This is a genomic window from Mycolicibacterium lutetiense (assembly GCF_017876775.1).
In the GTDB taxonomy this organism is placed as follows: Bacteria; Actinomycetota; Actinomycetes; order Mycobacteriales; family Mycobacteriaceae; genus Mycobacterium; species Mycobacterium lutetiense.
Genome location: NZ_JAGIOP010000002.1, coordinates 775,218 through 788,624 on the forward strand (window position 1 = coordinate 775,218; position 13,407 = coordinate 788,624).

The 13,407-nt window shown below is 63.8% G+C and carries 14 protein-coding genes; 7 read left to right on the top strand and 7 right to left on the bottom strand.

The genetic code is table 11. The features are described 5' to 3' along the window. Positions 1-39: 39 nt before the first annotated feature. Both JOF57_RS13000 and JOF57_RS13005 read left to right on the top strand, forming a co-directional pair. Positions 40-363 (top strand): transposase, encoded by a 324-nt coding sequence (locus JOF57_RS13000; RefSeq protein WP_209915717.1) that lies wholly within the window; start codon positions 40-42, stop codon positions 361-363. Then, positions 360-1,250, top strand: a complete 891-nt coding sequence (locus JOF57_RS13005; RefSeq protein ID WP_209913100.1) for an IS3 family transposase — start codon at positions 360-362, stop codon at positions 1,248-1,250. The genes JOF57_RS13000 and JOF57_RS13005 overlap by 4 nt, the downstream gene beginning before the upstream one ends. 246 nt (positions 1,251-1,496) lie before the next feature. Here the strand turns inward: JOF57_RS13005 and JOF57_RS13010 are convergent, their stop codons facing one another. Further along, positions 1,497-2,402, bottom strand: a complete 906-nt coding sequence (locus tag JOF57_RS13010; RefSeq protein ID WP_209917013.1) for a DUF308 domain-containing protein — start codon at positions 2,400-2,402, stop codon at positions 1,497-1,499. Positions 2,403-3,064: 662 nt separating this feature from the next. On the opposite strand from JOF57_RS13010, the gene JOF57_RS13015 reads away from it, so the two are divergent. The 4 genes from JOF57_RS13015 to JOF57_RS13030 all read left to right on the top strand — a co-directional run bounded on the left by JOF57_RS13015 (position 3,065) and on the right by JOF57_RS13030 (position 7,295). Further along, positions 3,065-3,937, top strand: a complete 873-nt coding sequence (locus tag JOF57_RS13015) for a hypothetical protein (protein ID WP_209917015.1) — start codon at positions 3,065-3,067, stop codon at positions 3,935-3,937. Between the two features lie 279 nt (positions 3,938-4,216). After that, positions 4,217-4,561 (top strand): hypothetical protein, encoded by a 345-nt coding sequence (locus JOF57_RS13020; RefSeq protein WP_209917017.1) that lies wholly within the window; start codon positions 4,217-4,219, stop codon positions 4,559-4,561. Between the two features lie 97 nt (positions 4,562-4,658). Continuing rightward, entirely contained in the window at positions 4,659-4,961 is a 303-nt protein-coding gene (locus tag JOF57_RS13025; RefSeq protein ID WP_209917019.1) for a hypothetical protein, read from the top strand. A gap of 861 nt (positions 4,962-5,822) precedes the next feature. After that, entirely contained in the window at positions 5,823-7,295 is a 1,473-nt protein-coding gene (locus tag JOF57_RS13030) for a flavin-containing monooxygenase (RefSeq protein WP_209917021.1), read from the top strand. A 135-nt stretch (positions 7,296-7,430) separates the two neighbouring features. Here JOF57_RS13030 and metK read toward each other — a convergent pair whose 3' ends face one another. From metK to mihF, 5 genes are all read right to left on the bottom strand, one after another. After that, complete coding sequence (gene metK, locus JOF57_RS13035; protein ID WP_209917024.1) at positions 7,431-8,630, bottom strand: methionine adenosyltransferase; 1,200 nt, start codon at positions 8,628-8,630, stop codon at positions 7,431-7,433. 146 nt (positions 8,631-8,776) lie between these two features. Next, the gene (gene coaBC, locus JOF57_RS13040; RefSeq protein ID WP_209917026.1) at positions 8,777-10,024 is read right to left on the bottom strand and encodes a bifunctional phosphopantothenoylcysteine decarboxylase/phosphopantothenate--cysteine ligase CoaBC; all 1,248 of its coding nucleotides are present in this window, start codon (positions 10,022-10,024) and stop codon (positions 8,777-8,779) included. 18 nt (positions 10,025-10,042) lie between these two features. Next, positions 10,043-10,363 carry a DNA-directed RNA polymerase subunit omega gene (gene rpoZ / locus JOF57_RS13045; RefSeq protein WP_163661745.1) on the bottom strand — a complete coding sequence of 107 codons (321 nt, stop codon included), beginning with the start codon at positions 10,361-10,363 and terminating at the stop codon, positions 10,043-10,045. 91 nt (positions 10,364-10,454) lie between these two features. Next, complete coding sequence (gmk, locus tag JOF57_RS13050; protein ID WP_209917028.1) at positions 10,455-11,048, bottom strand: guanylate kinase; 594 nt, start codon at positions 11,046-11,048, stop codon at positions 10,455-10,457. Between the two features lie 11 nt (positions 11,049-11,059). Continuing rightward, complete coding sequence (gene mihF / locus JOF57_RS13055) at positions 11,060-11,374, bottom strand: integration host factor, actinobacterial type (protein ID WP_209917030.1); 315 nt, start codon at positions 11,372-11,374, stop codon at positions 11,060-11,062. A gap of 628 nt (positions 11,375-12,002) precedes the next feature. On the opposite strand from mihF, the gene JOF57_RS13060 reads away from it, so the two are divergent. Continuing rightward, entirely contained in the window at positions 12,003-12,416 is a 414-nt protein-coding gene (locus tag JOF57_RS13060) for a hypothetical protein (RefSeq protein WP_209917031.1), read from the top strand. Between the two features lie 176 nt (positions 12,417-12,592). On the opposite strand, the gene pyrF is transcribed toward JOF57_RS13060, so the two are convergent. Next, positions 12,593-13,405 (bottom strand): orotidine-5'-phosphate decarboxylase, encoded by an 813-nt coding sequence (pyrF, locus tag JOF57_RS13065; protein ID WP_209917033.1) that lies wholly within the window; start codon positions 13,403-13,405, stop codon positions 12,593-12,595. Positions 13,406-13,407: the final 2 nt, after the last annotated feature.

Here is a 13,407-nt window from a genome sequence, read left to right on the forward strand (position 1 = left end):
GAGATAGCGGGACGGTGGTCCCCTTGGAAGGATGTTCGTATGTCTGGTCGTCGGCGTTCGTTTACCCCGGAGTACCGGGTGGAGGCCGCGCATCGGGTGATCGATTCGAATCGGCCGGTGGCTGAGGTTGCCCTGGAGCTGAATCTGCATGAGAACCTGCTGCATAAGTGGGTGAGCCAGGAGCGGCGACGGATGGCCGCCGCCGAAGGCGGCGGGGTTGCCGATCCTGGTGATGGGCAATCGCTTTCACCGGATGAACGTGCTGAGTTGGTACGGCTGCGGGTGAAGGTCACCGAGCAGGCAAAGGACATCGCGTTCCTGGAAAAAGCCTCGGCGTACTTTGCGGGCAAGCATCTAAAGTGAGCCGGTTTGAGCTCATGGCCGCAGAGTGCGCCTCCCACGACGTGACCCGCATGGCCCAGCTGCTGGGGGTGTCCACCTCGGGCTACTACAAGCATCGGTACCGGCTGTCGGCCAGTGAGCCGACGCCACGGGTCCAACGACGCCGGGATCTGGAAGTCAAGATCTTGACCCACCACAAGGACTCCGGCGGCACCTACGGCTCGCCGCGGATCACCGCTGATCTGCACGACGCCGGAGAACGGGTATCGGTCAACACCGTCGCAACGATCATGGCCGACCTGGGCATCGAGGGCATCAGCCCACGCACCTTCAAAACGACCACGGTCGTCGATCCTTGTGCGTCGTTCCCGCCTGATCTGGTCGGCCGCCGGTTTGACCAGGGTCGTATAGATGCGGTGTGGTCCTCCGACATCACCTACCTGAGCTGCGGGGAAGGCGACATGTACCTGTGCGCGATCCGCGATGAGCATTCGCGCCGCGTCTTGGGCTGGGCGGTCGATGACCACATGCGCACCGGGTTGGTGACCACCGCGGTGGATCGGGCGGTGTTCACCCGCGGCGGCCACGTCAAGGGCGTCATACTGCAATCGGACCGCGGCACCCAGTACACCTCCCACGATATGGCTGCCGCAGCCAGCGCCCACGGGCTGCGGCGCTCTATGGGTGCCACCGGCATCTGCTGGGATAACGCCGGCGCGGAGGCGCTGTGGTCGACGTTCAAACATGAGTACTACTACCGGCACACTTTCGCCACAATGGCTGAATTGATTGCAGCAGTTGACAATTGGATGCGATTCTACAATCATCAACGTCGGCATTCAGCGATCGGAATGCGCTCACCCATCACCTACGAGCGCAGCCTGAATGTCACCCTGGAAGCAAGCTAACCGCGTCCACTTTTCCTGGGGAACCCCAGGGTGGCACGGAACATCTTCGGCTCCTTCGCAATGAGCTTCGATCGCTCGACCCGCTCGGCCGGCGACAGCGCCTGTTCGCACCAGGAGTGTACGAAACAGAACCGACATGGAGGCCTGAACGGATCCTTCAAACACTGTGCACGCCGGTCAATTCCGTGCTTGCTCGGGAGCCGGCTTCACCGCCGGTTGGACTATGAACGGTTCTGGATGCATGGATCATTGGGGCTCCTCCGGGCTTGGATCCTGCGGGGCCGAACTGTGTTCGGTGCGCCACTGGGCGTACCGCTGGCCGATGATTGCGTCCATGCGTTCCTGGTTCTCCCAGGTGTAGGGCACGTGATACGGCGAGGGCAGTCCGACGGCCAACGTGTCCTCATAGTCGTCGAAGTAGCAGGGTGATTCGATACGGTAATAGCTGCGGGTGAAGGCATTGCCCTCATCGGTCAGGTCACGCTCATCCAAACAGCCATCAGATTCCCGGTAGAGCTCAAGTGCGGTCACCCGCCGAGCCTGATAATCGTCGAACATGTCGCTACCCGGCTGGGCGTAGTCACCGCTGAACAGTCCCCGCGACAGCAGCCAACCGTAGAAGAACGCCGCCGGCACAGCCGCCTGCTCGTCGTCGTCGAACCCGGCATCCATGGCACCAGCGGTGTGCCAGTCGATCTTGTCGTACACATACGGATCGGCGAACCCTTGTGGGACTGCCTCATCCGAGCCTGCCTGCGAGGCTGCCCCAAGCTGCGTCACCAACTGCGGCAGCACCAACACCGTCATGCTGAGCATCACACCACCCAGTCCAATGACAGACAACAGACCCGACGAGATCCCCCACCACACCGTCCCAGCGCCCATAATCGCACCGATCACGCACGCCAGCAGCAACTTCGCCGGGCCAGGTGTGGCCCCGCTGACATACCCGGCAGGACGTCCCATATCCGTATCCGACTGCAGACGAAGAGATTTCACCGCAAAGTAGATCCCGGCGGCAATCACCACCCAGCCCACAAACGGGATCACCGATCCTCGACTGTTCCCCTCCGGCGGCGGGTTGAACGCCATCAAGGCACCACAAACCACCCACAGGACTCCGAGCAGAAATGCCATCGACCGCGCCGTCACGGCATCAGTATCACCGCAATGCCCGAGGCGCGACCCCGCGACCGCGGATTGAAACCTTATATCACCCTGTTGATGACTCCTCCCCGCCCAGTGACCGCCGCTGCCAAAACCGGCTGCGGGCAACAGAAATGGCTCCGCCCAGGCGGGTCCCTAACGTTCCGGAAGGAACGACGTGTGCGCAGGCTCACCAGGTTCCTCTTGCCGCCATAGTCGCCCACAATAAGGACAGATGACGTCGAGTCGTTGGTACGGGAGCAGGTATCTGTCCAACAGACAAGAAAGAACGTCGCTGTCCGATGCGTCCGGCCAATCTGAGAAGTGCTGAGCCATCCAGGAATCGCGCCGTCCGCTTCGGACTGCCGCAACGTATTCGGCGGCAGCGGCAGTCCAAGACGCCAGACCGGCTTCCTCGTCAGCGATAGATATGACGGAGAACTCTTCTGGCGCAGGGCGCGCATTCGTCGACACACGTTCCCCGCAACGACACCTGAACTGCATATGACAAGTGTTCCTTGCCGCCATGCAGGGGGCAACGTCGACGAGTGAACAAACCCGCCGGCCTCCCCCGCATCAACCATTGCAACATGACCTGAAACGGATCAACTCAGGCCGCTGCACCCGAATCTTCGAATCCGTATCCGCCGTTCGGGCATGATTGCGCGGTGAACTCGCGGCGGATGAGGGTCCTGGACCGCATGTACTGGCTGGGCTGGATTGGTCCGTTCCTGTACCTGGGGGTCGGTATCTATATGAGCTGGCTGGCGATTCGGTGGATTCTGAACACCCCCATGCCGAACCAACTGCTCGCGTGGGTGCTCCTGGCGATTGGTCTCGGCTGTCTACGGCAGTCCTACAAAGAGTTTCTCAAACCCCGCGATGACGACCCGGCATTCTCGCCACTCGACCAAACAGAGTCGCCCCCGTGGCGGCACCCACTCGCGCCTGAGCTGCGGGAACAACTGCTGTCCACGTTGGCCTTGCTGAAAACTGCCGGGATTCTCGACCCCGGCGAGGTATCCGATGACGAGGTCGTCGAGTGCGCTGAACATACCGAAGTATTCGAGGACATGGGTATCCACTCCGTGATGATGGTTCTGGAAACGCTGGCAGAGGAACGGGATCCAGCGTTTCGCCCCCTCGAGTTCTTCGCCGACCAGGAGTTCTGCGACGACGACGCATTCGAGATGGTGCGTGAATTCGCTCGCATCAGCGGATATGCCGGCCCGTTGCGCCAGATCACGTGCGACCTGACCGGCGACTACCCACAGGGTCCCGACTATGACCCGATGCCCAACGCCTTCATCGAATTCGAGATGGGCACTGCCCGATACTCGCTACCGTTCACCATGTACCGCAAGTACCTACCGAACGGGCTGATCGAACAATTGGCACCGATCTGCGCCCCACCCGAACGAGCGGAACGCTTCTACCAAGCGTGGGACAGCGAGGGTCTGTACATGACATACACGACCCCCGCGCAGATCGCGGAGTTCAACGCCGCCCGGGGACCGAAACCATCCTGGGTGGAAATCTGACTAGCCGACCGCGCCGCTACCACAAGCGTGTCAACCCCTAGCGAGGATTGTCCGTTGTAAGTGGTCAGGCTCGCGCAGCGCGCCCCTACCCGCTGCGTCGTATTGAATGAGCCAAACGGCATTCACAGCAGTTATTTTCGGTTGATAGCGACGGGTTTTCCTGGGTACCGTGGACTGAGCTCGAAGACACCCCGACGTTGATGTGCGATTACATGAGAGAGAATTGGAATGGGCGGTTTCATTCGCCTCCAGGACGGCGACTGGTCATGGAGAAGTTCAATGACCAGCTTCTTGTTCGATTTTCTTGAGGACACGTTGCCGGACGGGCAGGCGCGACGAGATATTCACGAACTGAATGAACACAATGTCCTGATGCTCGATTTGCGGGACCCATCGTGCATCGAGATGGTGGATCTTATTGCCGACCAGCTTCTTTCGTGGGTGGCGAGAAACGCCGCAGACCCTGAGGCGCTACACAAGGGCTACAGCGAACTGGTCGACCTCGCCAAGCAGCAACAGGCTCACAACCAGGCGGCGACCGAATTCGGAGGCTCAGGGACACAGTCCAAGGCAGCACCTGCAAGACATCTGGGAACTGACTTAGGCGATCTGGGGCCTATGTGAGTCCCCAATGCTGAACGTGCGGTACTTACCAGATGGTCATGTAGCGCCGGCCTACTTGTCGGCCCCCCGTCCAAATCGCAGCTGAGTGAGGCAAGCCATGGTAGAAGCGTTTAGGCCCAGCGATATTCCACATTACTTTCTGTTCTACGAAATGACCGAAGCAAATGGTCGACACATGCTGGACCAGCTGGATAGACGCGTGGACGCTGGAAGTGCAGAAACAGTATGTTTCGGTGGAAATGAGATCGTTGTCACCGTCGATTTCGAAGATGGTGTGGTGACGCTCGACTTCATTGGCGCCGAACTGAGTTGGGGCGACGCGGTTCTTACTCAGAGTATCGGAGAATTCCGCGCGCTCCTTCAGCGCTGCATCGACCACTACGCGTCCAACGGGCCATAATTCTTGGACTCAGGCCGGCCTTGGAACACCGGTCGAAGACATCACCAGCCTGCTGGCCGCGCACGCACTCGACCTGCCGGTCAAACTGGCTGTCTGCGTCGGGTTCGGCGTCGACACGCACCACGGTGTGTGTCACGACCACCACGCTTTGGCACGCACCCGTGACACAGGTATCGAATTGTTCATCAACCCCCTCATGTCAATGGTTTGGGGGTTCAACCTCGACGCTGTTGCCAACCGGGTGCTGTACAGGAACGACATCGCATACACGACAACGCCTTTCGAGGTTGCCGCAGCAATCGAAGCATTCCGCGACCACACACCACTACGCCCCAGACGAATCATTCCAGCGTGATATGCGTGGGGATCTTGCCGGGAGGCGACGGTCGATGAGGCCATGGCACTCCTGGTGGAAGTAGGCGGGATAGGCACGTCGAGCGGCTCAGGCCGCGCATGCGGGTGGCCGACCGTGTACCGAACCCAATCGACGCCCCACCGCTCACCGCCGGGCTTACGGATCTCGACGGTCATCGTGTCGGGCAACCCGGCGGCTTGGATGTACTCGGTCGACAGCTCGCCCGCCCGGAGCATTTCACCAAGGGGCTCGTGTCTGGCGGCAGCGGTGCCAGACCGAGTCCCCATTGGGTGTCACCGTTGAAGTGGTGCAACGGATCCGAGAACGTCTAGATATCTTTGCGCGCGGAGATCTCCGACGCCCCTCCGACGCGTGATCACGGTGGCCACCCCAACCAAACGTATTCGATCTCGACCCTGGTCATACGGTGGAACCGGAGGTTACGTTGGATGTGCGACCCAAACACGGCGTCCACCTGATCGCGGACGCAACCGGGAGGTGGCCCGATGCCCGACTTTCACACCCTCATCGTCGGCGCCGGATTCTCCGGTATCGGTGCAGCCATCGCGCTGGACAAGGCCGGCCTGCATGACTACCTGATCGTGGAGGCCGGCGGCGGGGCCGGCGGGACCTGGTTCTGGAACACCTACCCCGGTGTGGCCGTGGATATCCCGTCGTTCTCCTACCAGTTCTCCTTCGAGCAGTCGCAGAACTGGTCCCGTACCTACGCCCCGGGAAACGAGTTGCGCGCCTACGCCGACAACTGCGTCGACAAGTACGGTCTGCGGCCGCGGATCCGGTTCAACGCCACCGTCGCACGCGCGGTCTTCGATGACGACGAGAGTCTGTGGCGACTCGAACTGGATTCCGGCGACACGCTCACAGCCCGGTTCCTGATCAACGCCAGCGGCGTGCTGACCATCCCGAAGCTCCCCGAGATCGACGGCGTCGACTCCTTCGCCGGGACCACCGTGCACACCGCCCGCTGGGACCACACCCAGGATTTGTCCGGCAAACGGGTGGCGATCATCGGTACCGGCGCCTCGGCGGTCCAGGTCATTCCTGAAATCGCGCCGAAAGTGGAGCAGCTCACCGTTTTTCAGCGCACACCCATCTGGTGCTTCCCGAAGTTCGACGTGCCGATCCCGCCGGTCGCCCGCTGGGCGCTACGGCTGCCCGGTGGGCGAACGCTGCACCGCCTGATCAGCCAGGCGTACGTCGAGTTCACCTTCCCGCTGGCGGCGCAGTACTTCACGATCAACCCGTTCGCCAAGCGGGCGGGCGCGGCCGGACGGGCCTATCTACGCCAGCAGGTCCGGGATCTCGAGGTGCGCGACAAGCTCACCCCGCGGTACGCGGTGGGATGCAAGCGGCCCGGCTTCCACAACACCTACCTGGCCACTTTCAACCGGGACAACGTCCGGTTGGTCACCGAACCGATCGACAAGATCACCGGGTCCGGGGTCGCCACCACCGACGGGGAGACCCATGACGTCGACGTGCTCATCCTGGCGACCGGCTTCAAGGTGATGGATGTGGACGCGCTGCCCTTCGACATCGTGGGGTCGAGTGGGCAGTCGCTGAGTGAGTTCTGGGAGCAGCACCGGATGCAGGCCTACGAAGGTGTGAGCGTCCCCGGCTTCGCGAACTTCTTCTCGGTGATGGGCCCGTACGGCTACGTCGGGTCGTCGTACTTCGCGTTGATCGAGGCCCAAACCCGCCATCTGGTGCGGTGTATCGCGCAGGCCGACCGCCGTGCGGCCCGCCGCGTCGAGGTGCGGCAGGAGGCCAACGACCGGTACTTCGCCGAGATGATGCGCAAGCGTCACCGCCAGATCTTCTGGCAGGACAGCTGCTCACAGGCCAACAGCTACTACTTCGACCGCAACGGCGACGTGCCACTGCGGCCGGCCACCACCGTCGAGGCGTACTGGCGCAGCCGGACTTTCGACCTCGACGACTACGCGTTCACCTCGTAGGCACCCACACTCACGCCGAGATCAACGCGGTGGTCGTTCCGCCCGACGGATCACGACGATGGCGTCGATCTGGCGGTGATGCTGCCCAGAAAAGCAACAGCCCCCGATCAGCGATCGGGGGCTGTTGTCTGACGACTAGACCGAGGCCTTCAGGTCCTCGACCTTGTTGAGCTGCTCCCAGGGCAGCTCGATGTCGGTGCGCCCGAAGTGGCCGTAGGCCGCCGTCTGGGCGTAGATGGGCCGCAGCAGGTCCAGGTCGCGGATGATCGCGCCGGGGCGCAGATCGAACACGCTGCTGATGGCCTTCTCGATGCGGGCCGGATCGACCGTCTCGGTGCCGAAGGTCTCGACGAACAGACCGACCGGGGCGGCCTTGCCGATCGCGTAGGCCACCTGGACCTCGACGCGCTCGGCCAGCCCGGCGGCGACGACATTCTTGGCCACCCAACGCGTCGCGTACGCGGCCGAACGGTCCACCTTTGACGGATCCTTGCCCGAGAAGGCGCCACCGCCGTGGCGGGCCCAGCCACCGTAGGTGTCGACGATGATCTTGCGGCCGGTCAGACCGGCGTCACCCATCGGGCCACCGAGCACGAACTTGCCGGTCGGGTTGACCAGCAGGCGGAAATCGGAGGTGTCCAGCGTCGCGTGGTTGAGGTCGGCCAGCACGGTGTTGACGACCTTCTCCCGGATGTCCGGGGTCAGGGTGCCGTCCAGGTCGATCCCGTCGGCGTGCTGGGTGGACAGCACCACGGTGTCGAGCCGCACCGGCGTCTTCCCGTCGTACTGGATGGTGACCTGGGTCTTGCCATCCGGACGCAGATAGTCGACGACACCGTTCTTGCGGACCTCGGTGAGGCGCCGTGCCAACCGGTGCGCGAGTGCGATGGGCAGTGGCATCAGCTCAGGGGTGTCCCCGATGGCGTAGCCGAACATCAGGCCCTGGTCGCCGGCGCCCTGGGCGTCCAACGGATCGCCGGCGCCTTCGACGCGGGCCTCGTGGGCGGTGTCCACACCCTGGGCGATGTCGGGTGACTGCGCGCCGATGGCGATGTTCACACCGCACGAGGCGCCGTCGAAGCCCTTGGTCGACGAGTCGTAGCCGATATCCAGGATGCGGTCACGCACGATCTTGGGGATGTCTGCATAGGCGGAGGTCGTGACCTCGCCGGCGACGTGTACCTGACCGGTGGTGACCAGCGTCTCCACCGCGACCCGCGACTTGGGATCCTGCTCCAGCAGCGCGTCGAGCACCGAGTCGCTGATCGCATCACAGATCTTGTCGGGGTGTCCTTCGGTTACCGACTCACTGGTAAACAGGCGACCTTGGCTCACGGTCTGCTTCCTTCCTTGCCGATCTGAAAAAGTTTTTCAGTCTCAGAACTACTTAGTTAGACGAATGATATCCATGCCCTGTTGCACCCAAGCGCGTGGGACGCCGATGCGCAACCCTTATCCGCACATTGGTACGTACCGTCGCGTCACCCGTCGTGCGTGCCGAGGAACGCCCCGATCGCGTCCACGATACGGGTGGCCATCAGAGTCTTCGAACCGTGTTCCAATGCGGCCTCGGCGCCGTCGGCGCTCAGTAACCAACCGTCGTTGTGGTCCACCTCGAACGCACGGTTCTCCCCCACGGCATTCACCACCAGCAGGTCGCATCCCTTGCGCTGAAGTTTGGCCCTGGCGTGGAACAGCACGTCGCCATTGGCATCGCCGGTCTCGGCAGCGAAGCCGACAATGGCCCGCATGTTCGGCAACTGCCCCTCGGTCCGGGCGCGGACCGCTCCGGCGAGCACGTCATCGTTGCGGACGAGGTCGATGGAATTGGGCTCCGACGCGCTGCCCTTCTTCATCTTGCTGGTGGCCACCTGCGCAGGCCGGAAGTCCGCGACAGCCGCGGCCATCACCAAGACGTTCGATTCGGCCGCGTACTTGGACACCGCATCACGCAATTGCGCGGCTGACCCGATGTGCACGACGTCGACGCCGGCCGGATCGACCAGACCGGCGGTATTTCCGGCGACAAGGGTCACCTCCGCGCCCCGCTGGGCCAGGACGCGGGCCACCGCGTATCCCTGCTTGCCGGAGCTGCGATTGCCGATGAACCGCACCGGGTCGATGGGCTCACGGGTCCCGCCGGCAGTCACCAGGGCCTTGACGCCGGCCAGGTCGTAGGGCAGGGCGTCGCCCCGCTCCAGCAGCACCTGCGCGAAAGTAGCGATCTCCTCGGCCTCAGGTAGGCGTCCGGCACCGCTGTCGGCGCCGGTGAGCCGTCCGGATGCGGGTTCCAACACCACCGCACCCCGGCGGCGCAAGGTGGCCACGTTGTCGACGGTGGCCGGGTGGAACCACATCTCGGTGTGCATCGCCGGGGCGAACAGCACCGGACATCGCGCCGTGAGCAGGGTGGCGGTCAGCAGGTCGTCGGCACGGCCGGCCACGGCACGCGCCAACAGGTCGGCAGTGGCGGGGGCCACCACGACGAGATCGGCCTCCTGCCCGATGCGGACATGCGGTACCTCGTGGACGTCGGTGAAGACGCCGGTGTGTACCGGATTGCCCGACAGGGCTTCGAAGGTGGCGGCGCCGACAAAGCGCAACGCCGACTCGGTCGGAAGTACCCGCACGGAGTGGCCCGCCTCGGTGAGTTGGCGTACCAGGGTGCACGCCTTGTAGGCGGCAATGCCGCCGGCGACACCGACGACAATTCGCTTACTGGCGCTCACGTGCCGGCCCGGCCTGTGCTACTCGCCGCCCTCGGTGTGCTCGAGCAGGTCCTCGTGGATCTCCCGCATCGCGATCGACAGCGGCTTCTCCTGCAGACCGGGCTCGACCAAGGGGCCGACGTACTCAAGAATGCCGTCGCCGAGCTGGTTGTAGTAATCGTTGATCTGTCGCGCCCGCTTGGCGGCGTAGATCACCAGCGCGTACTTGCTCGACGCGCGGTCCAGCAACTCGTCGATGGGCGGGTTGGTGATGCCCAGCGGCGTGTCGTAGGCGCTGGCGACGGACGAATCGATGTCGTCCGCAGCGGCCAGCTGCGCATCGGCGTGCGGGGTGCTCACGAAAAAGTCTCCTGGCGGTTGCGTGAATGCGGTTACTGAACAGCCTGCTGGTGGCTCGCGGATCCGATCGCGCCGGTCCCGCCACGATGAGTCAGCGGCTGTGCACCAGCAAGGATACCAATTCAGCGCATGCGGTATCCAACTGGCGGTTCACCACAACCTGGTCAAAGTCCGATTTTGCGGCCATTTCGGCCCGCGCCGTCTCCAAACGCCTGGCCATGACCTCGGGCGTCTCGGTGCCTCGGCCGGACAACCGGGCGACCAGTTCATCCCAACTCGGCGGCGCCAGGAACACCGACACCACCTCGGGCATGGCCTGCTTGACGGCCCGCGCCCCGGCCAGATCCACCTCGATCAGCACCGGGCGCCCGGCACGGGTGGCATCCCGAACCGGCTGGGCCGGCGTCCCCGAGCGTTGCAAACCGCCGTGGATATCGGCCCATTCGAGCAGCTCACCGTCATCGATGAGCTGCTGAAACTGCTCTTTGGACACGAATGTGTAGTCGACGCCGTCGACCTCGCCCGGTCGCGGTGCCCTGGTCGTGACCGAGACGGAGAAAAATAGGTCGGGAAGCCGCTCCCTCAGACAGCGGACCACAGTGGACTTCCCGACGGCGGAGGGGCCGGACAACACGACGACCGGAGCCGTCGCTGTGTGTTGCCCAGCCCCTCTACCAGCGCTCAATGCGGAAGCCTCTACTGGTCGAACTTCTCCAGGAGGGCCTTGCGCTGACGATCGCCGAGGCCGCGCAGACGGCGCGTCGGGGCGATCTCCAGCTCGGTCATGATTTCCTGCGCCTTGACCTTGCCGACCTTGGGCAGGGCTTCCAGCAGTGCGGAAACCTTCATCTTGCCCAAGACCTCATCGGTCTCGGCGTCGGTAAGCACCTGCTTGAGGTTGGTGCCGCCGCGCTTGAGCCGATCTTTGAGCTCGGCACGAATACGACGTGCGGCAGCAGCCTTCTCCAACGCTGCCGCGCGCTGCTCGTCGGTCAACTGGGGAAGTGCCACGGTTTCCTCCGTCTCCTGGCGTTTTCTCTTCGGCCATCACTTGTTTTTTACGGCTGGAGTGCAAACCAGCCAGCGACGACGAACCTACCCACGCTGGCCGACTAACGCTAACCCCACCCCCTGGTAACGGCGCTAAAAGCCCAGCGTGTAGTGCGCTCCGGCAGCCTGCGGATTTTCCCCGAATCGGTCGCCCAGCATCGCCCACGACGCCGCATCGAACCGGATATTCCTGCATGTCAATGCTTTTCGAGCCACAGACAGCTAACTACCGTGGCCACTGACACCGGTGGGGGCACCCCCGGACCTGGTTACCACCGGGTATTCGAGAAAATTTTCGCTGGTCACGGCGTGTCGGGCGTGTCGTGGCAGCGACGCACACATCAATTGAGGCTCCGTTGATACGCCTCACACGCTCGACTTATGCAGCCAAAGCCCCGGATCGGGCCCATAACTGACGCTCGTGCAGATATATCTGCAACTTTCTGGTGTTTGCGCTGCGCAACGGGGCTACCGGGCGGGCGCCTAAGGCAAACACATGGCTGCCATAGCCAATACATAGACGACCTTCATAGCCTGCTGTGGTCGGGGATCACTGAGTGACACTGACTCTCCCGAAGGGAAGCTAAAAATGAATTTCAAGCGCCTGACCAGCAGGTCCGTGATGATGGCCGCTCTCGGTGCGGCGGCTTTGACCGCAGGTATCGGCCTTGCCAACGCGCAACCTGGACCGCCATGCCCCATGGGCACCTGCCAGGGGCCCGGCGGACCCGGTGGAGGTCCCGGCGACCGCGGGCCAGGTGGCCCCGGCCGACCCGGTGACCGCGGCCCAGAAGGACCTGGATGGCCAGGTGGCCCGGGAGGCCCCGGTGACCACGGCCAGCACTGGGGCCCGCCTCCCCCAGGCCTCGCCTGGCGCGGCATGGACCAGGGCCGATTCGACCACCAGCCGTTCAGCTACAACGGCAGTTGGGTGACACCGATCTTCGATCCGGGCTACAACGCGTGGGGCTTCTGGTTCTTCGGAATCTGGATTCCGTTGTGATTCGCTCGACCGCAGTACACCTGGCTGCGCATTGACCACATTGGTTGGGAGCAAGCGCTTCTCGACCCTCTCACCGTTTTCTACGCCTGGGTCGTGGTAGCTCGCTTGAAACCACCTCGGCGAGCACGACCAAGGTGTGGAAAACGATGCAGGAAGGCCCGAACGCTTCGTAGCCGTCAGGCGAGATAGGCGACCTCGTCGCGGAGGCGTTCGGCCGCCGCGCGCACCTCGGCTACCGCCGGGCCCGCCCGGAGCACCTCACGCGAGACCGTGGGCAGCACCAATTCGGCCCCTCCGAACCCGCCCAGTGCGTCGGCACGCCCACCTTGGGCCCCGACACCGGGCACCAGCACCGGCCCACCCAGCGCGCTGAGATCGGGCAGTTCGGTCACCGTCGCCCCGACCACCACACCGACCGAGCCGGTGGGTGTGCCTGCGGCTCGATTGACGGAGGCCACATCGTCGACGACGGACTGCGCCACGGTGCGTGACCCGGCCATCGCGCGCTGCACACTGGCCCCCTCCGGGTTGGAGGTGGCGGCCAGCACGAACACTCCACGACCGTTTGCCGCGGCGACGTCCAGCAGGGGCTGCAACGAACCGAAACCCAGATACGGCGACGCGGTCACGGCGTCGGCCGCCAGCGGTGAATCTCCGGCCCAGGCCGCCGCGTAGGCAGCCATCGTCGAGCCGATATCCCCACGCTTGGCGTCTGCCAGCACCAATACTCCGGCCTCGCGCAGCGCCGACATCGTGCGTTCCAGCACCGCAAAACCCGCTGAGCCGTAGGCCTCGAAGAACGCCACCTGCGGCTTGACCATCGCGAATCCGGCGAACGCCGTCACACAGATGTCGCTGAACGCGGCCAGACCGTCAGCGTCGGTGGAGAGACCCCACGCCCGCAGCAGTTCGGGATGCGGATCGATGCCGGGGCACAGCGGCCCCCGCTCCGATACTGCGGCGGCCAACCGTTGCCCGAAAGCGTCCATCG